Origin of the sequence: Plantactinospora veratri (genome assembly GCF_036421995.1) — a bacterium.
In the GTDB taxonomy this organism is placed as follows: domain Bacteria; phylum Actinomycetota; class Actinomycetes; order Mycobacteriales; family Micromonosporaceae; genus Plantactinospora; species Plantactinospora veratri.
In genome coordinates, this window is the sequence record NZ_JAZGQL010000027.1 from 153,481 (window position 1) to 171,538 (window position 18,058).

Here is an 18,058-nt window from a genome sequence, read left to right on the forward strand (position 1 = left end):
TCCCCCCGGAGCCCGGCAGCCCCGGATGGTGGCGGACACCGACGATGTCACGGGGATCGTTCGATTGTCGAGATTGCGAGCGGCGGCTCAGCCGCGTTCGCCCTCTTCGGTCCGGAAGGTGCGGAAACCTCGGCGGTGATAGTTGGGCAGGGCGTGCGGGTGGTCCACCGACGAGGTGTGCAGCCAGATCCGCCGTACCGTGGGCGCCAGCTCCCAGGCCCGCTGGACCCCGAGCGTCAACGCGTACCCGCCCAGGCGCCGGCCGACGAACCTCGGCACCAGCCCGAAGGTCTCGATCTCCACCTCGTCGCCGGGATGGAGATCGTAGGCCACCAGTCCCGCAGGCTCGCCGTCGAAGGAGAGCAGCCAGAACACCCGGTCCGGATGCCGGGCGAACCACGCGGTCCAGTCGTCCCCGGTGCGGCGCGCGCACGGCCACCCGTGCGGAGCACCGATCTCGACCTGCAACTCGACGACCAACGGCGAGTCCCGGTCCAACGGCTGCAACGCCAGGCCGGGCACCGGATCGGCCGGGACGAGCTGGTCGCGGGCGGTCATCTCCAGATACGTCACGATCTCCCTCACCCGGCGAAGACTACGTGCGGACCCGAGATCCACCTCGTTCCGAGCCCGGCCGGCTCAGCCGCCCGGACGGCCGCCCCGGACGGCGGTACCGCGCCGGGCCGCTTGCCCGGCCGGGGTGCCGGGCCGGAACAGCGCGGCGATGTCGTCGAGCCGGACGACGACGAGCGCCCCCACCACGGCCAGCGGCACGGCGAGCACGACGGTCCCGACCGTCGTGCCGGGACCACCGAGCGAGGCGTACCCACCGGCACCGGCGAGCGCGGTCAGCACGACGTTGCGGGCGAGGTGATGCCGGCCGAACGGGGCCGCGGCGGCTTCCCCGAAGCACCGGCAGGAGACCGGGGTACCACGGCGGAGCACCGCCGCGACCGCCACCGTGAACGCCGCCAACAGGGCCGCCGCCAGCGCGAACCCGACCGTGGTCAGCCCGGCCACGGGCAGCGGTACCAGCAGCACCGGCACCGCCGCCTCGGCCGTCGTCACCGCCACCGCCACCGGCCCGACCACCCGCGACGGCAGCAGTGCCATCGCCCGCAACGAGTCGGCGAACGCCCGGAACGAGGCCCGCCCGCGCAACTTGCTGCCGGCCGAGGCCAGGAAGACCAGTACGAGCAACCACCGGCTGAACTCCAACGCGTACGACATCCTCTCCCGCCTCCTGTCACCGCCCGCCCCGCGAGGGGCTACCGTGGCGCGGTGCCTCGACCCACGCTGCTGATCGTCGCCGGCTCGTTCGTGTTCGTGACGCTCGCGATCGCCGTCCTGGTTGCCCGTGCCCTGCTCCAGGTCGTCGGGGTCAACGGCGACAGCATGACCCCGACGTACCGGGACGGCGACCAGCTCCTCGTGTTACGGCGGGGATTCCGGCGCCGGCTGCGGGTCGGCGCCGTCGTCGTCTGCCTGCCGCCGCCCGGCGTCAGGATCACCTCGGGCGACGTCGACGCCGCCACGCAGTTGATGGTCAAGCGGGTGGCGGCGCTGCCGGAGGGAGAGGTCTACGTCCTCGGTGACGCGCCGCGACACAGCCTCGACTCCCGGGCCTTCGGCGCGCTCGCACCGGAGCTGGTCCGGGGCGTGGTCATCCGACGGCTGCGGTCCGCCGTGGAGTCATCGTCCGGCGGGCACGACGTCGCGTCCCGGCAGGAGCTCGGCTAGCTGGGCGGCGCTGTTGCTGACCCCGGTCACCCGCCCGTCGGTGCCGACCAGGTAGAACGCGGGGAAGGCGGCGACCTGGAAGGTCGACTGGAGCGCCCCGTCGAGCGGCTCGTGGACGATCGCCGCCCGGGTGTCGAGCACGCCCAGCGCCGCCACCAGCTCGGCGCGCTCGCGCTCCTCCCGGTCCGGTTGCTCCGGGCGCAGCCTGGTGAGCACGACGAGCACCGCCGCCGGGGTCTCCAGCGCCTCGGCGAGCGTCGACCGTACCGAGGGAAGCTGCTCCCGGCATCCCGCACAGTCGGGGGCGAGGAACGCCACCAGGGCGCCCGCCGTGCGCAGCGAGGCGACGGAGACCACCTCGCCGCCGGCGGTCGACGCGGTGAAGTCCGGCACCTGCGCGCCGACGGTGAGGGTCGCCGGCGGGCGGACGGCGGCCAACTCCTGGGTGTGCTCGCGCAGCTTCCGGACGACGCCGAAGGTGAGCAGCAGGTTCAGCAGCGTGAGTGTGCTGAGGACGACGAGTACGGCGACGACGATGGACATGGCTTCGCTCCTGACGGGAATGGCACGAGCGCGTCGCGGCCGGGGGGGTGTCCGGCCGCGACGCTCTCACGGGCGGTTACTTCAGCACTCGGTACCCCACCAGCACTGGCACTGGCTGTTACAGGTGCGCCACTTGAACCGGGTGTTGGTGAACCGGCAGCACATCGGGACGTTGCTGCAGAGCGGCTGGCAGACCGCCGAGGCGGTGGTCCTGGGCAGCATCAGCGCCAGGAACCGGTCCGCCAGGGTGCCGACGTGACGGGTCATCGCGTACCTCCAATCTGGATCTCTAGACTGATCGCGGACGGTAGCCGGCCGTGCTACACGGCGACCTACAACATCGATACAAACTGGTAGAGGTGCCTTGAGCCTGCGATTCCAGCTACTCGGCCCACTCCGGATCACCGCCGCCCGTCGGGCCGTGCCGGTCGGCCCGCAGAAGCAGCGGGCGATGCTGGCCATCCTGTTGCTGTCGGCCAACGAGCGGGTCTCGCTGGACCGCCTCGTCGGCGAGCTGTGGGACCAGCCGCCCCGCTCGGCGGTGGCGAACCTGCGCACCTATGCCAGCGGGCTGCGCCGGTTGCTGGCCGAGCTGGAGGGCGGACCCGCCGACGACGACCGGTTGGTCGCCGGTGCCGCCGGGTACCGGCTGCGGGTCGACCCGGAGGAGTTGGACCTGCACCGCTTCCAGAGCGCGATCGAGCTGGGCCGGGCGGCGCTGGCCCGGGGCGACCACGCCACCGCCACCGCACGGCTGCGGGCGGCGCTGGAGCTGTGGCGGGGCCGGCCGGCCGAGGACGTCCGCCCGGGGCCGGAACTGGCCGCCCGGATCACCCTGCTCGAGGAGCAGCACCTGTCGCTGGTCGAGGATCTGATCCAGGTACGCCTGGCGCGCGGCGAGCACGCCTCGGTCACCGGCGAACTGCGGCTGCTGATCACCGTCCACCCGTACCGGGAGCGGCTGCGTCACCAGCTCATGCTGGCGCTGTACCGGTCCGGCGACGCCCCGGCGGCGCTGGCCGCGTACGCGGAGACCCGCGCGGTCTTCGCCGACCAGCTCGGCCTCGAACCCGGCACGGAGCTGTCCCGGCTGCACCAGGCCATCCTGCGCCGGGCCCCGGAGCTGTCCACGGCGGACGCGAGCACGGAACCCGTCGACCCGCCACCGGCCGCCGTGCCCGGCGATCCGCCCGGGCCGCCCCGGCAGTTGCCGCCGGACCCGGCCGCGTTCGTCGGTCGGGTCGACGAACTGCGTGCCATCGAGCGGGCCTGCACCACCGGGAACGGGCCGCGGACGGGTCCGTCGGTGGTGGTGTTGCACGGCCCCGGCGGGATGGGCAAGACCACCCTGGCGGTACGCGCCGCGCACCTGCTCGCGGGCCACTACCCCGACGGGCAGCTCTACCTCGACCTACAGGGCGGGGCTCCCGGGATGCCCGGTCTGGACCCGCTGTCGGCGCTCGGCCAGCTACTGCGCGCGCTCGGCGTACCGGCCAGGGACGTACCGCTCGAACTGGGCGAGGCGGCCGCGCGGTTCCGGTCCGAGACGGCCGCCCGGCGGTTGCTGATCCTCCTGGACGGCGCGACCGGGGCGCCGCAGATCAGGCCCCTGCTGCCGGCCGGCCGGGACTGCGCGGTCCTCGTCACCAGCCGCCGGCCGGCGAGCACCCTCGACGCCCTCCGGCTGCGGCCGGATCGACTCAGCGACGCCGAGGCGCGGCAACTCCTCGACACCCTCTGCGGGGACGGCCGGGTGGCGGTCGACCCGGACGCGACCGAACAGCTCGTGACACTCTGCGACGGGCACCCGCTGGCGCTGCGCATCGCCGGAGCCCGGCTCGCGGCCCGCCCCGACTGGTCCGTCGCGATACTCGCGGACCGGCTGGACGACGAGCGGGAGCGCCTGGACGAACTCCGCGCGGAGGACCTCGCCATCCGGTCCAGCTTCTGGAACACCTACCGCCAACTGTTGGACAGCGCCGATCCGGACGACCGCACGGCGGCAGCCGCCTTCCGGTCGCTGTCGCTGCTGCGGGTGCCGGAACTGCCGCTGCCGCTCGCGGCGGTCACCATCGGTGTCCCGCAACGGCGCGCCCTGACCCTGCTGGACCGGCTCACCGAGACGCACCTGCTGGACGCGGTCGGGCCGGCCCGGTTCCGCTTCCACGACCTGCTCCGGCTCTTCGGCGCGGAGCTGGCCGAGGAGGTGGATCCGGCCGCCGAGCGGCAACGCGCGGTACGGCGCGGGCTCACCGCGTATCTGACCACGGTGCTGCGCGCGGGCCAACTGTTGCGCCCGCAGCGGGTGGCCGAACTCGCCGCCGGGCCGACCATCACCGAACTTGGCACGCTCGACGACGCCGTGCGCTGGGTCGACGGCGAGCTGGCCGGGATCATCGCCGCAGCACGTCAGGCCTGCGACGCGGCGCCACCGCTGAGCCGGCTCTGCGTGGAGGCGATTCCGTCGGTGGCGGTGTGGTTGCAGAAGCACAACCGTTGGGCGGAGGCCGATGCGCTGGTCACCGTCTGCGAGCAGGCGGCGGGCCTGACCCGGGACGACGCCGCCCGGGCCACCGTGCTTCCGCTGCGGGCGACGCTGCTTTGGCGTACCGGATCCCCGGAGGCGGCGTGCGGCGCGTTGGAGTCGGCGCTGGGGCTGTGGCGCCGGCTGGGTGACCGCGAGGGCGAGGGGCGGGCACTCCAGAACCTCGGCTGGTTCCACCACCGGACGGGTTCGCCCCGCCGGGCGGCGGAACTCGTCCGGGCGGCCGTCGGGCTGCTCGCCGAGGCGAAGCCGGTATGGCTCGCCATGGCACTGCACAACCTGGCGGAGATCGAGTTCGAACTCGGCGACTTCCCGGCCGCCGGACTGCACCTCACCCGCTGCCTGGCGATGCGGCGCGAAGACGGCGACGCCGTCGGCGAGGCGATCACGCTGGTCGCGCTCGGCCGGACGCAGAGCCAACTCGGGCGGCATCCCGACGCGCTCACGGCGCTCACCGCCGGGCTGCGACTGTGCCGGCGGACCGGCAACCGGGAGGACGAGTGGGAGGCGCTGCTCAGCCGCTCGGAGGTGTACCTGCGGATCGGCGACGTGGCGCTGGCCCACCAGGACGGCGAGGAGGCGCTGACCCTGGCCAGGGCGGCCGGCGACCGGTACGGCGAGGCGGCAGCGCTCCGGCAGCTCGGCCGGGTACGGGAGCGCCGTGGCGAGCGGGCGGCGGCGGACGGGTACGCCCGACGGGCCAACCTGCTCTTCGCCGACCTGCCCGGCCAGCGGGACGGCGTACTCGAAACGTTCCTGGTCGGCCCGGGTCAGCCGGCCGGTGTCGTCTCCGCCTCCGCCTCCACCTCGGCCGGGGCGTAACCCGACGCCTGCATCCGGAACAGCGTGGCGTAGGTGCCGTCGGCCGCCAACAGCTCCCCGTGCCGGCCCGCCTCGACGACCCGCCCGCCCGACAGCACCACGATCAGGTCGGCATCCCGCAGCGTACCCAGCCGGTGCGAGATCAGCACGCTGGTCCGGTCGGCCCGGTAGTGGCCCAGCCGGAGCTGGATGTCGCGCTCGGCCTCGGCGTCCAGGCCGGCACTCGGCTCGTCGAGGATCAGCAGGTCCCGCGCCGGGGGCAGCACCGAGCGGGCGATCGCCACCCGCTGCCACTGCCCACCGGAGAGCAGGACGCCGGCGTCCGCCGGATCGCCGTCCAGTTCGAAGACCCGGGACAGCATCGTCTGGTACCCCCGGGGCAGGGCCTCGATGGTCTCGTGGATGCCGGCCCGGCGGGCGGCGTCGGCGATCCGGGCGACATCCTCGGCAGGCACCTGGTCCGGGCCGGACGGGTCGACGTCGCCGAGCCAGATGTTCTCCGCGGCCGTCAGGTCGTAGGTCATGTAGTCCTGGAACACCGCGCCGATCCGGGCCCGCAGCTCCGCTACCGGCAGCTCGCGGAGGTCGAGGCCGTCCCAGAGAATCGCACCCCGGGTCGGGTCGTAGAACCGGCACAGGAGCTTGACCAGGGTGCTCTTGCCGGCGCCGTTGTGGCCGACCAGGGCCACCGCCTGGCCGGCCGGGATGAACAGGTGCACGCCCCGCAGCACCCACGGATGGTCCGGACCGTAGCGGAACCAGACGTCGCGCAACTCGATGCCCCGCTTCAGCGGCGGTACCGGTCGCGGCCGGGTCGGCTCCGGCAGGTCCGGCGGGCAGGTGACGATCTGCTCGTAGTGGGCGAGCAGCAGCATCGCCTGGTGGATGCCGGCAATGTGGTCGATCAGGGTGGTCAGGCTGCTCTGCACCCCGGCGACGGCGGCGACGAAGACGGCCACGTCGCCCACGGTGAGCCCGCCGGACCGGGCGGTGGCGACGGCCCACACCAGGCCGCCGCCGGAGAGCGTCGCGCTCAGTATCGCCAGCAGCGCCTGGACGCGTACCTCCCGGCGTTCGAGGGACCGGCGGGCGGCACTCGCGGTACCCAGCTCGGCGAGCATCCGGCGCCGGAACAGCCCGCCCAGTCGCAGCAGGCGGATCTCCTTGGCCGCGGACAAGCTGGTCAGCAGGCTGGCGTAGAACATCTCGCGCCGCTCGCCGGGCCCGATCTCCCACAGCAGGTTCGCCCGGCGGCGGCTCAGCCGGACCTCCGCCACCAGCGCCGGTACGCCGCCGGCCGCCACCAGCAGGGCCATCACCGGGTTGATCACCACGAGGGTGCCGATGAAGCCGGTCAGCAGCACCGTGCCCTGCACCAGGCCGAGCAGCCCGTCGACGCAGCGGCCGGGCCCGTCCCGCCCGGCCTGCTCGGCGAGCCGGAGCGTGTTCTGGAAGGCCGGTTCCTCCAGCCGGCGCAGGCCGGCGAGGCGGTCGGTGGCGGCATACAGCTGGTCCAGCGCGACGATGGCGGCCGAGCGGCCGAGGTCCGCCCGCAGGTAGTTCATCAGGTGCGGCACCAGGGCGAGGCCGACGGAGACTCCCGCCAACGCGCTCGCCACCCCGAGGATCGGGCCGCCGGAGGCGTTCGCGATCCGGTCGAGAACGAGTTTGGTGAGCCAGGCCGCCAGTACCGGCAACGCGCCCGCGATCGGCGCGAGCAGCACGTACGCCGCCAGGTTGGCCCGCCCGGACCGCCAGACCACCGCGACGGCCCGGGCGGTCCGGGCGATGCTGATCATTGCGCGAGGGTACGGACGCCACCTCCAGAAGCAGCTACAGCGCCGGTACAGGTGGCGGTCCGGCCGGCGCTCGTCCCTGGTGGGGAGGATCCACGCCGCAGCCCCGGGGCGGTCGCCCGGTTCCGGTTCACCGGGAGCCGGCCGTCTCGGCGAGCAACTCGACGACGGCAGCCGCGGTCGCCGGATGCGCGCGTAGCAGCAACGCCGGCCCGCTCGGCGGTGACTCGCCCCCGCCCGCCCCGGCCGGCTGCCAACCGGCGTCGCAGCCGAGCAGTTCGGCAACGGCGTCGCAGGCGGCGGGATGCTCACGCAGCAACCCGACCGCAGGCCCGGACGACGACACCGGGCTACCAGCCAGGGCATCCGGCGCGGGCGAGGCGGTCGGGTCGGACGCCCAGGGCGGCACCCAGGAATCGAGCGCGGCGAGACCGGCCGGGAAGGTCCGGCCCGCCTCCCGGACCAGCAGCGGGACGAGTTCGCAGGCCTGCTCCCGCAGCGTCGTGATCAGCTTGGGCAGCCAGGGCAGCAGCACCGGATCGGGCAGCCGGGCGAACGCCTCGGAGATCACCTCCACGACGAACGAGGCCAGTGACGGCACCGGCTCCAGCGCCTGTACGAAGCCGCTCAGGTAGTGCGGGAACGCCGGCACGACGAGCGGATTCGTCAACAGTTCGGCACAGCGGGACCGGAGCTGTGCCATCGACAGCAGCCCCAGTTGGGACTGGGCGGCCCAGAGCAGCGCCACCTTCGCCGGTGCCTCCGGGTGCGACTGGCGCACCGCCAGCTCCAGTTGGGCACGGTCGCAGCCGAGGGACAACGCCAGGCTCTCCATGGAGAAGAGGAAGCCGAGCATCGCCCCGACCTGGCGTACCCCGGTCTCGTCGTCGGTGAAGGCGGTCGGCAGCAGGGTGCAGTAGTGCGCGTACCCGGTCGTCACGAAGGACTCGCACCAGGCCGGCAGCTCCGGCTCGGTGGTGCGGTGGTGCGCCAGCAGCCGGCGGATCCGGCGCAGCACCTCCGGCGCCTCGTCCAGGGTGCGCTCGGCGGAGAGCAGTTCGACGGCCCGGCAGCCGAGTTCGTCGACGAAGCGCCGGCTGGGCAGGAACAGGATCGCGTCCTCCACCGCCGCCAGCGCGACCGCGGCGGTGGCGTCCGGAGCCCAGACCGAGCGACGCAGCCGCTTCTCCAGCACCTGTTCGACGGTGATGCCCTCGTAGCCCAGCTCGATCACCGCGCGCTGGTGCCGGCCCAGCCCCAGATCCCAGCTCTCCTGGATGGAACGCTCGCCGAGCCGCCGATCCCCCATGATCGGCCGGACGACGCCGTCGGGCAGCAGGCGGTGCAGCACCCAGAGCAGATCCGAGCAGGGCGCCAACTCAGGGCGGGCGGTCAGGTCCAGCAGGGCCCGCTGGATGGTGCGGGTCTCCAGGGCGAGCCCCAGCGGCGCGAGCCGGTCGAAGACGTCCCGGGCCAGCGGCGGCAGCGCGTCGTAGCCGACCTGGCCGATCCGGTCGCCGCCGAGCAGGATCTCGCAGAGCCGGCGTACGTCCCGCCGGCCGGGGACGACGTCCTTCTCGATACAGGTGACCGCCGCGTCCGAGAAGTCGTAGGGCGTCGGTCGGGCCCGGTTGCGGATCCCGGCCAGCAGGATCGAGGTCTCGAAGACCGCGATCGCGTCGGCCGTGCTGGCCAGGTAGCCGTTGCGGCGGGCCAGCCGCACGATGTCGACGCACCAGCCGAGCAACTCCGCCTCGTCGACCTCGTCCAGCACCGGCGGCCGGGAGAGAAACCCGGAGAGCCGGTCGGTGACCGGTGCCGGCGCCGCCGCAGGCTGCTTCTTCGCCCTTCCCCGCTTACGGCCCGCCTGCTGCCCCGCCAGCTGGTACGGCGTGACACCGCCCCGGCCCACCGCCTTCGCCCAGCCGGCCTGGGCGATCGACACCGACCCGGGAGCGAGGTCGAACTGCCGCTCGATCGCCGAGTGGCTGGACGGGATGAGCCCGTACAGCCAGCGGGTGGCGGTGGGTGGGCTGATCTCCCAGTCGGGGGTGCCGGGTGCGGTGCCGAACTCCTCGACCGGGCTGGCCGCGTGGAAGGCGCCGCAGACGTAGAGGCAGCGGGACCGGTCGACGCCGGTGGCCGCCAGGTGCTGGCGCATCCGGGTCCACATGTGGCGCTCGCGGTCGGAGTCCCGGTCGTCGTGACCGGGGTCGGCCGGTGGACGCAGTCGCCGGAACAGGCTGCCGATCAGGACCATGACCTGCCGGTACGTGTCGTAGTCGGCGTCGGCGAGCGGCTGCTCGACGTACTGGTCCCACCACTCGGACCAGTGCCGCACCCTACCGTGGTGCAGCAGGTAGGAGCGGAGTTCGGCGAACCGGGGACGCAGGTCGCCGATGCCGATCCCGACCGCCTCCCCGTGCAGGGCCGCCTCCTCCGCCGGCTGCCCGCCGGATCCGTCCGGGGTCGCATCGGAGTCGCCGGACTCGGGCCCGACGCCGGATGCCGGATCGGTCGACGTCCACTGGAAGACGTGGTCCGCCGACCGGTCCACCAGGACCAGCTCGACGCCCGGGGTGTCCAGCGCGTACGCGATGGCCTGGTATTCCGCCGACGCCTCGCTGATCGGGGCGACGATGTTGAGCGGTGCCCAGGCCGACGGGAACCCGTCGAGATCGGACGCGAACGCCTGCAACGCCACCGGCAGCCGGCAGTTGCGCAGCTCCTCCAGCAGCGGTCGCAGGTCCTCGCAGAGTTCCAGGTAGATGACGGCGGGCTGCTTCTCGCGGAGCCGGCGGGCCATCGCCAGCGCGGAGGCGGGTGAGTGGTGGCAGACCGGGAAGATCTCCAACTCCTCCCCCAGTGCCCGGTCGACGTCGTCGACGATCCCGGTGAGGATCTCGGCCACCGCGCCCGGACCACCGGCGAACGTGGTCGCCGCCGCCTCAAGCTGCGCGCGCAGCGGGGCGAACGTGCCCGCCGACCGGTCCGGGGGAACGGATACCCGCCCGCTCACGACAGCGTCGCGATCGCCTCGCGACCGCCCTCGAGGAACTCCGGCCACGACCCGCCGTCGGCCTTGCTGCGCGGCTCGACCACGCCGTGCCAGTACTTGTTCAGGATCGCCAGGTCCTCCGGTGCACGCCGGGCCAGCGAGCCGACCAGTGAGCCGGCCAGCGTGCCGGCCCGCAGCGTCCGGTCGCCGAAGAAGTGGCTGTGCAGGATCGCGTCCTCCAGCACACCGATCTGCTCGGCGGTGGAGAGCGCCGACTCCAACTTCTCGTCGTCGCTGCCGGCCGCGGCCGCCGCCGCCCGCAGGTCCGCGAAGCTCTGCAACAGGATGTCCAGCAGCGTCGGCGGCACGTCCAGTTCGATCCGGTGCCGGCGCAGCAGTTCGGTGGTACGGAACCGGACGATCTCCGCCTCGCTGCGCTTGTTCGTCACCACCGGGATCCGGACGAAGTTGAACCGGCGCTTGAGTGCCGAGGAGAGGTCGTTCACGCCCCGGTCCCGGCTGTTCGCGGTGGCGATGATCGAGAAGCCCGGCTGGGCGAAGACGATGTTGTCGTCGTCCAGCTCCGGGATGGAGACGTACTTCTCGGAGAGAATGGAGATCAACGCGTCCTGGACGTCGCTGGTCGACCGGGTCAGCTCCTCGAACCGCCCGATCACCCCCTGCTCCATCGCCGTCATGATCGGCGACGGGATCATCGACTCCCGGGACTGGCCCCGGGCGATCACCATCGAGACGTTCCACGAGTATTTGATGTGGTCCTCGGTGGTGCCGGCGGTGCCCTGCACCACCAGCGTGGAGTTGCGGCAGATCGCGGCGGCGAGCAGCTCGGCGAGCCAGCTCTTGCCGGTGCCGGGGTCACCGATCAGCAGCAGGCCCCGGTCCGAGGCCAGGGTCACGATGCTGCGCTCGACGAAACTCCGGTCGCCGAACCACTTCTGCGAGATCTCCCGGTCGAGGCCGTCGGCCCGCTCGGAGCCGAGCACGAAGAGCCGGACCATCCGCGGGCTGAGCCGCCAGGAGAACGGCCTGGGTCCGTCGTCGACCGACTCCAGCCAGTCGAGTTCCTCGGCGTACTTCACCTCGGCGGGGGCACGCAACATGTCGGTCATTCGGTGGGTCTCCTAGCTGAGGAAGTTCTTGAGTTCGAAGACGAGCTTGCGGATGTGCCCGGAGAGGACCGGCGCACCGAGATCCTTGAAACGCTGCCGGAACCACGGGTTCACGCTCTGCTGGCCGCCGCTGTTGACCGAGCCGACCGGGATCACCCGTACCCCGCTGCGGTGCGCCGCCGCGAGGCCGTCGAAGACGCCCTGCGGATTCGCCTCGTAGTAGTCCGAGATCCACACCAGTACGGTGTTGCGCGGCTCGGCGATCTTCGGTCGTACCAGGGTGAGCGCGGCGGTGCCGTCCGTCCCGCCGCCCAGCTTGGTCCGCAGCAGCACCTCGAAGGGGTCGTGCACCCACGGCGTCAGGTCCAGCGCGCGGGTGTCGTACGCCACCAGGTGCACGTCGACCTTGGGCAGCCCGGCGAAGATCGAGGCCAGGATGGTGCAGTTCACCATCGCGTCGACCATCGACCCGGACTGGTCGACCACCACGATCAACCGGGCCGGGGTGGTCCGCCGGGCGGTCTGCCGGTAGTAGAGCCGGTCGACGTAGAGCCGCTGGTCCTCCGGGTTCCAGTTGGTGAGGTTCTTCCAGATGGTGCGTTCCAGGTCGAGGTTGCGGAACGCCCGCTTCGGCGGCACGGAGCGGTCGATGGTGCCGACGCTGGTCTGCTGCACCTGGGTACGCAGCACCTCGGCGACCTCGTCGACGAAGCGCCGGATCAGCGCCTTGGCGTTCGCCAGCGCCACACCCGACAGGTTGTGCTTGTCCCGCAGCAGTTGCTCGATCAGCGACATGCTCGGGGTCAGCTTGCTGGCCAGCGCGCTGTTGCCGAGCACCTCGCGCAACCGCATCCGGCGCACCAGGTCGCCCTCGATCCCGGCCAGCACCCCGGCCAGTTCGCCGGTGCCGGGCTGGGTCCCGACGCCGGGCCCGCCGGTGGCGCCTGGCCGACCGCCACGCAGCTGCCCCGGCTCCAGCCCGAGCGCCTGCTCGAACCAGCCGGCGTCGGACTGCCAGCGGGCCAGTTCGGTGGCGGTGACGTTGCCCGTACCGGTCGCGAAGACGTTGAGCAGCAACTTCGACACCAGGGCGGCCCGGCGTACCTCCGCGTTGCCGACCTGCTCGTCGGAGCCGCCGGGCGACGCCGGAGCGCCGGTGGAGTCCTCCTCGGCGGGTGGCGCCGTCATCAGGTCCCGCAGGTCGGCGGCGAGCTCGGGGAAGCGCTGCACGATGGTGTCGACCGAGACCGCCGGATCCAGCAGTGCCGCCGGCAGGCCGAGGTCGTCGACGATCGCCACGCTGGCCGACTCCAGCGCCGGCTGCTCGTCCCCGTCGAAAAGCCTGGCCAGCAGGCGCCAGTAGAGCACCTGCCGCCGGTTGGCGTGGGTTCGGGCACCGCCGCTCGACTCTGCTCTCTGCCCGCTCATCGCCGCAGCAACCGTCCCGCCCGCTCGCGGAGTACGGCCACCGCGTCGCCGGACTTCGCCTCCGCCTTGACCACCCTGGGATCGGTCGGGCCGAGCGCCCAGTCACCGGTGTGCGCCTCCGCCGTCGCGCGTTTCGAGGTGTGTCGCACTGCGAGCGGTTGCAACAGCCAGCGGCCGGCGTCCCAGCGGAGCAGGCCGAGACAGGCCGACGACCTGGCGACCAGCTCCGGGGTCAGCGGCGCACAGCTGGGCAGCCGGGACACGTCGACCGGCAGGGACTGCCCACCGAGTTCCAGGGTGACTCCGCCCCGGTCGTCGGCGGTGGCGGAATAGCCCTCCAGGAGGACGGGTTCGGCGATGCGTACCGGATGGCGGTCCAGCGGTGCGACCGCCGGGGCGACCGCCTCGGGAAGCCGCAGCCGGGCGGTGGCGAACGGGTCGGCCGGCTCGGCCGGCCGGGCCTGGTCGTCCCGCCAGACCAGGTCGCCACCGGGCAGCAGCGGCAGGTCGGTGACCTCCACGGCGTGCCGCTGGGCGAGCGCGCCGAGCAGCACCCGGTGGCTGCCGAGCAGTCGCCAGACCGCCGGGCCGACGATGGTCTCCACCTTCGCGGCCGAGACGCTCGTCCGGACCAGCCGGGCCGGCGCACCGCCGGCCGGTTCGAGTACGGCGTGCACCTGCACCTGGATCGCGGTGCCGTGCTCGTGCACGTCGGCACCGAGCGGCAGCAGCCGTCCGGAGACCGGCGTGCCGGCGACCGGCCCGTCCGGCAGGGCACCGGGCTGGGCCAGCAGCAGGGCCCGGGTCCACAGGTCCGCCCAGCGCCGGGCCGGCAGCCGGTCCATTGTCGACACCGGGCAGCAGCCGCGCAGCTCGGCCGCCAGGCCGTCGAGGAGTACCGCCAGCCGGCGCAGCGCCGGCACGGCCAGCGCCGCGTCGAGGGTCGGCGCCGCGGCGGCGACCAGGTCGTGGTCGACGCCGCGCCAGCCCGCGATGGCCAGCTCCCGCAGCCAGGACCGGCATCCGGCCAGCACGTTGTCGGGCACGGACCCGGCGGTGCCGGCCGGCTCGGGTGCCGTCCGGTCCGCCCGGGTGCGGCCGAGCGCGCTGTCCAGCCGGGCGAGCAGCGCGTCGTGCACCGCGCCGAGCAGTGCGGCACGTCCGCCGGCCAGCGCGGTCAGGTGCTCGTCGGCGAGAGAACCCGCCACCACCTTCGCCACGGCTTCCCGGACCCGCTCGCCGAGTGGCGTCACCGTGAGGGTGTCGGCCAGCGCGGCCAGCGCCGCCCGGGGCTGCTCACCCAGCCGGGTGAAACCGTGGCTGAAACCGTCGTCGAAGCCGCCGACCAGGTCGAGCGCCTCCTCGACCCCGGGCTCGACGGTGGCGAGCCCGGCCAGTTGGGTGGCGAGCATCAGCCGACCGTCCCCATCGCCGGAAACCAGTGCAGTTCGGGCAGCGGCTCGGTGCTGCCCGGCACCTCCAGATAGGCCAGGTGCCGGAGGAACCGGCTGAAGACCACGGCCGCCGGTGTCGGCTCGGGACCGCCGGTCAGCCGGGCCGCCAGGTCGGCACCGGAGGACGCCCCGTCGGCCGCGTCGATCCGCAGATAGCGGGCGACCCGCTCGACGCCGTACTGCACGGTGGCCTCGTCCAGCAGCGCGTGCAGGTGCTTGCAGGGCGCGCCACGCAACCCGCCGCAGGGGCGGTTGTTGTTGGTGCTGCAGTTGAAGGCGTGGCTGCCGGCGACGATCGACGAGACGTAGACCCGCTCGATGTCCGAACCGCTCGACACGACACCCTGCAACCGACCGTCCGCCAACTCGACGAAGGGGACCTTCGCCAGCTTGCGGGGCCGCACCGCCGGCAGCACCCGGGCGACACTGCGCCGCTCCCACCCGTCCTCGATCGTTCCCACGACCCCCGCCCTTCTCGTTCGATGCCCCGAGAAGATAGACGGGCGCGGCGACATTTTCCGCCGCGCCCGGACGGAGCCCTGGACAGGGCCGCGGTGGCGCATCCAACGTGGACGTCCGGCGGTGGCGGTACGACCTTTCGGCAGTGGCGGCCTCCACCGGGGCGGGGTGGCGTGCGACCGCCGTACCCGCCCCGGCGGGCCAGTCTGCTCAGCCGGCGCTGCGGGCCATCGCCCGTACCCCGACGGCCAGGCCGACGGCGGCGGTGACCAGCGCCGCGACCCAGCCCCAGAGCACGGTCGACGAACCGATCTCACCGGCGAAGAGCGCGCGCTCGGCGTCGACCAGATAGGCCAACGGGTTGAAGTGCGCGGCGACCCGCATCCACCCCGGGCCGGTCTCCAACGGCAGCAGGATCCCGGAGAGCAGCATCAGCGGGAAGATCAGGGTCTGCTGCACGGCCCAGAACATCCAGTCCTGCTTGCGTACGGCGATCGCGAGCGAGTAGCTCAGCGCGCCGAGCCCGACGCCGAAGACCGCGAGCAGTGCCAACCCGACCAGCGCGCCGACCGGATAGAGCCGGAAGCCGAACGGGATCATCACCGCGACGATGATCGCCGCCTGCCCGGCAAGCGGCACCATCTCCTTGAGCGCCCGACCGACCAGCAGCGACGGGCGGGACAGCGGGGTGACCAGCATCCGCTCGTGCGCACCGGTCTGGAACTCGAAGAGCAGGTTCGCTCCGGTGGCCGAGGTGCCGAACAGGGCGGTCATCACCAGGATGGCCGGTACGAACCACTGCCACACGCCACCGGCGCCGAGGGCGGTACCGGCCTGGCCGCCGAGCGAGCCGACCAGCAGCGGCCCGAACAGGCCGAGGAAGACCAGCGGTTGCACCATGCCGAAGATGAGCGAGAACGGGTCGTGCCGCAGCGGACGCAGTTCCCGGGCCAGCACGATGCCGGTGTCCCGGAGCAGGCCGGCCGGACCCGTCCGGCGTTCCGCCGGAACCGGGATCGGCGAGGGGGCGGTGGCACCGATGGCGGTCATGGGAGGTCCTTCCGGGTCTGCGGGTCCTGCGGGCCGTCCTGCGCGGTCGGGGTGTCGTGCGCGGCCTCGCGCAGGCTGCGGCCGGTGAGGGTGAGGAACACGTCGTCGAGGGTGGGTTGGTGCGCCTGGGCGGTGCCGACCGGTACCCCTGCGGAGACCGCGGCCCGGAGCAGTTCCGGCAGCGCCGCCGGCCCGTCGGCGACGTGCGCCTCGACCCGGGATCCGGCACGGACCACGTCCCGGGCGCCGGGGAGCCGGTCGACGAGCCGGGCCAGTGGCGCGGCGTCGTCCCCGGCGACGGTGACCACGATCCGGTCCCCGGCGAGCTTCGCCTTCAGCGCCGCCGCAGACTCGTCGGCGATGATCTCGCCGTGGTCGACGATGACAACCCGCTCGGCCATCGAGTCCGCCTCGTCGAGGTAGTGCGTGCTGAGCACCACCGTCATCGTGGCCTCGGCGCGCATCCGCAGGATGTGCTCCCAGAGGTTCGCCCGGTTCTGCGGGTCCAGCCCGGTCGAGGGCTCGTCGAGGAAGAGCAGGGACGGCGCGTGCACCAGGCCCATCGCCACGTCCAGCCGGCGACGCTGCCCGCCGGAGAGGGCCGAGACCTTCCGGTCGGCGAGGTCGGCGAGGTCGAGGTTGTCCAGCAGCTCGTCGGCCCGTCGCCGGGCGGCACGCCGGTCCAGGCCGTAGATCGCGCCCTGGGTACGCAACTCGTCGCGGACCCGCTGGCTGTGCCCGGCCCCGTTGCCCTGGCCGACGTACCCGATGTGCCGGCGGACCTTGCCCGGGTCGCGTACCACGTCGTGGCCGGCGACGGTGGCGGTGCCGGAGGTCGGGGCGATCAGCGTGGTGAGCATCCGCATCGTGGTCGTCTTGCCGGCGCCGTTCGGGCCGAGCAGCGCGACCAGTTCGCCGGGTTCGATCCGCAGGTTGACGCCCCGGACGGCGTGCACGGTCTGGGTGCTGCTCACGACGAAATCCCGGGTGAGCGAGCGGGCGTCGATCATCGGTTGCTCCCCCGGTCGGAGGATCGGTTCTGTCATGCCCGAAACGCTAGGTCGCATAGCGGCCACTTTCTGGCCTGAATGTCGGGCAGACTTGCCGGCATGGCGAACACCAGCTCCCGGACCCTCCGCCTGCTCTCCCTCTTGCAGACCCACCGCTACTGGCCCGGCACCGAACTCGCCGACCGACTCGGCGTCTCGGTCCGTACCCTCCGCCGCGACGTCGACCGGCTGCGCGAACTCGGCTACCCGGTCGACGCGCACCGTGGCGTCGACGGCGGATACCAGCTCGCCCCGGGCGCCGCCCTGCCCCCACTGGTGGTCGACGACGAGGAGGCCGTCGCACTCGCCGTCGGGTTGCAGGCCGCCGCACACGGGGCGGTCGCCGGCATCCAGGAGTCGTCGATCCGGGCCTTCACCAAGGTCGTCCAGGTGATGCCGGCCCGGCTGCGGCGTCGGGTCGACGCGCTGCGCGCGATGACCGTACCGGCGTTCTGGGGCGACGGTGGCGGGCCGACCGTCGAGGCGGCGGTCCTCACCACCGTCGCCCAGGCCTGCCGGGACACCGAACGGCTGCACTTCGGCTACACCGCCCGGGACGGGCAGCGGACCGAACGGCACGTCGAGCCGTACCGGCTGGTCTCGCTCGGCCGGCGGTGGTATCTGGTCGGCTACGACCTGACCCGGCACGACTGGCGCAGCTTCCGGCTCGACCGGCTGCACGAGCCGCGCGGCACCGGCGCCCGGTTCCATCCCCGGCAACTCCCCGCCGAGGACGCCGCCACGTTCGTCCGGGCCGGCATCGAGAACCTGCCCGCGCCGTACCGGGTCGAGGTGCTGGTCCGGGCACCGCTGGCCGTCGTGCAGGAGCGGCTGTCCCGCTGGGCCACCATCGAGTACGTCGACGAGCGGCACTGCCGGATGGTGATGACCACCGACACCCTGGACTGGCCGACCATGGCGCTCGGCGCGCTCGGCGCGGAGTTCGAGGTGCTTTCCCCGCCCGAGCTGACCGACCAGCTCCGGGAGTGGAGCGATCGGTTCCGGCGCGCGACCGATCCGGCGGCCGGCGCCGACGACTGACCC

15 protein-coding genes are annotated in these 18,058 nt (G+C 73.2%); 3 read left to right on the top strand and 12 right to left on the bottom strand.

Annotated elements, in window-relative coordinates; translation table 11 throughout:
- Positions 1-87: 87 nt before the first annotated feature.
- Both V1634_RS27730 and V1634_RS27735 read right to left on the bottom strand, forming a co-directional pair.
- Positions 88-585, bottom strand: a complete 498-nt coding sequence (locus tag V1634_RS27730) for a GNAT family N-acetyltransferase (protein WP_331209028.1) — start codon at positions 583-585, stop codon at positions 88-90.
- Between the two features lie 54 nt (positions 586-639).
- Positions 640-1,230: a MauE/DoxX family redox-associated membrane protein gene (locus tag V1634_RS27735; protein ID WP_331209027.1), complete on the bottom strand. Its 591-nt coding sequence runs from the start codon at positions 1,228-1,230 to the stop codon at positions 640-642.
- Between the two features lie 51 nt (positions 1,231-1,281).
- On the opposite strand from V1634_RS27735, the gene V1634_RS27740 reads away from it, so the two are divergent.
- The gene (locus V1634_RS27740) at positions 1,282-1,740 is read left to right on the top strand and encodes a S26 family signal peptidase (RefSeq protein WP_331209026.1); all 459 of its coding nucleotides are present in this window, start codon (positions 1,282-1,284) and stop codon (positions 1,738-1,740) included.
- On the opposite strand, the gene V1634_RS27745 is transcribed toward V1634_RS27740, so the two are convergent.
- Together V1634_RS27745 and V1634_RS27750 are read right to left on the bottom strand one after the other, a co-directional pair.
- Entirely contained in the window at positions 1,693-2,283 is a 591-nt protein-coding gene (locus V1634_RS27745; RefSeq protein WP_331209025.1) for a peroxiredoxin family protein, read from the bottom strand. The two genes, V1634_RS27740 and V1634_RS27745, sit on opposite strands and share 48 nt — an antisense overlap.
- 81 nt (positions 2,284-2,364) lie before the next feature.
- The gene (locus V1634_RS27750) at positions 2,365-2,550 is read right to left on the bottom strand and encodes a hypothetical protein (RefSeq protein ID WP_331209024.1); all 186 of its coding nucleotides are present in this window, start codon (positions 2,548-2,550) and stop codon (positions 2,365-2,367) included.
- A gap of 97 nt (positions 2,551-2,647) precedes the next feature.
- On the opposite strand from V1634_RS27750, the gene V1634_RS27755 reads away from it, so the two are divergent.
- On the top strand, positions 2,648-5,650 hold the full coding sequence (locus V1634_RS27755) for an AfsR/SARP family transcriptional regulator (protein WP_331209023.1): 3,003 nt from the start codon (positions 2,648-2,650) through the stop codon (positions 5,648-5,650).
- On the opposite strand, the gene V1634_RS27760 is transcribed toward V1634_RS27755, so the two are convergent.
- From V1634_RS27760 to V1634_RS27795, 8 genes are all read right to left on the bottom strand, one after another.
- Complete coding sequence (locus tag V1634_RS27760; RefSeq protein ID WP_331209022.1) at positions 5,599-7,449, bottom strand: ABC transporter ATP-binding protein; 1,851 nt, start codon at positions 7,447-7,449, stop codon at positions 5,599-5,601. The genes V1634_RS27755 and V1634_RS27760 overlap by 52 nt on opposite strands.
- 127 nt (positions 7,450-7,576) lie before the next feature.
- Positions 7,577-10,465, bottom strand: a complete 2,889-nt coding sequence (locus tag V1634_RS27765; protein WP_331209021.1) for a DUF5682 family protein — start codon at positions 10,463-10,465, stop codon at positions 7,577-7,579.
- On the bottom strand, positions 10,462-11,574 hold the full coding sequence (locus V1634_RS27770) for an ATP-binding protein (RefSeq protein WP_331209020.1): 1,113 nt from the start codon (positions 11,572-11,574) through the stop codon (positions 10,462-10,464). Before V1634_RS27770 ends, V1634_RS27765 begins: the two co-directional genes overlap by 4 nt.
- A 12-nt stretch (positions 11,575-11,586) precedes the next feature.
- Positions 11,587-13,002 (bottom strand): VWA domain-containing protein, encoded by a 1,416-nt coding sequence (locus tag V1634_RS27775; RefSeq protein ID WP_331209019.1) that lies wholly within the window; start codon positions 13,000-13,002, stop codon positions 11,587-11,589.
- Positions 12,999-14,414 (bottom strand): hypothetical protein, encoded by a 1,416-nt coding sequence (locus V1634_RS27780; protein WP_331209018.1) that lies wholly within the window; start codon positions 14,412-14,414, stop codon positions 12,999-13,001. Before V1634_RS27780 ends, V1634_RS27775 begins: the two co-directional genes overlap by 4 nt.
- Positions 14,414-14,917 (bottom strand): hypothetical protein, encoded by a 504-nt coding sequence (locus V1634_RS27785; protein ID WP_331209017.1) that lies wholly within the window; start codon positions 14,915-14,917, stop codon positions 14,414-14,416. The genes V1634_RS27780 and V1634_RS27785 overlap by 1 nt, the downstream gene beginning before the upstream one ends.
- Before the next feature lie 208 nt (positions 14,918-15,125).
- Positions 15,126-15,965, bottom strand: coding sequence for an ABC transporter permease (locus V1634_RS27790; protein WP_331209016.1), 840 nt, complete (start codon positions 15,963-15,965; stop codon positions 15,126-15,128).
- Positions 15,962-17,011 carry an ATP-binding cassette domain-containing protein gene (locus V1634_RS27795; protein WP_456238619.1) on the bottom strand — a complete coding sequence of 350 codons (1,050 nt, stop codon included), beginning with the start codon at positions 17,009-17,011 and terminating at the stop codon, positions 15,962-15,964. Before V1634_RS27795 ends, V1634_RS27790 begins: the two co-directional genes overlap by 4 nt.
- Positions 17,012-17,074: 63 nt before the next feature.
- Here V1634_RS27795 and V1634_RS27800 point away from each other — a divergent pair, with 63 nt between their 5' ends.
- A complete protein-coding gene (locus tag V1634_RS27800; RefSeq protein WP_331209015.1) occupies positions 17,075-18,055 on the top strand; it encodes a helix-turn-helix transcriptional regulator in 981 nt (326 codons plus the stop codon).
- Positions 18,056-18,058 lie beyond the last annotated feature (3 nt).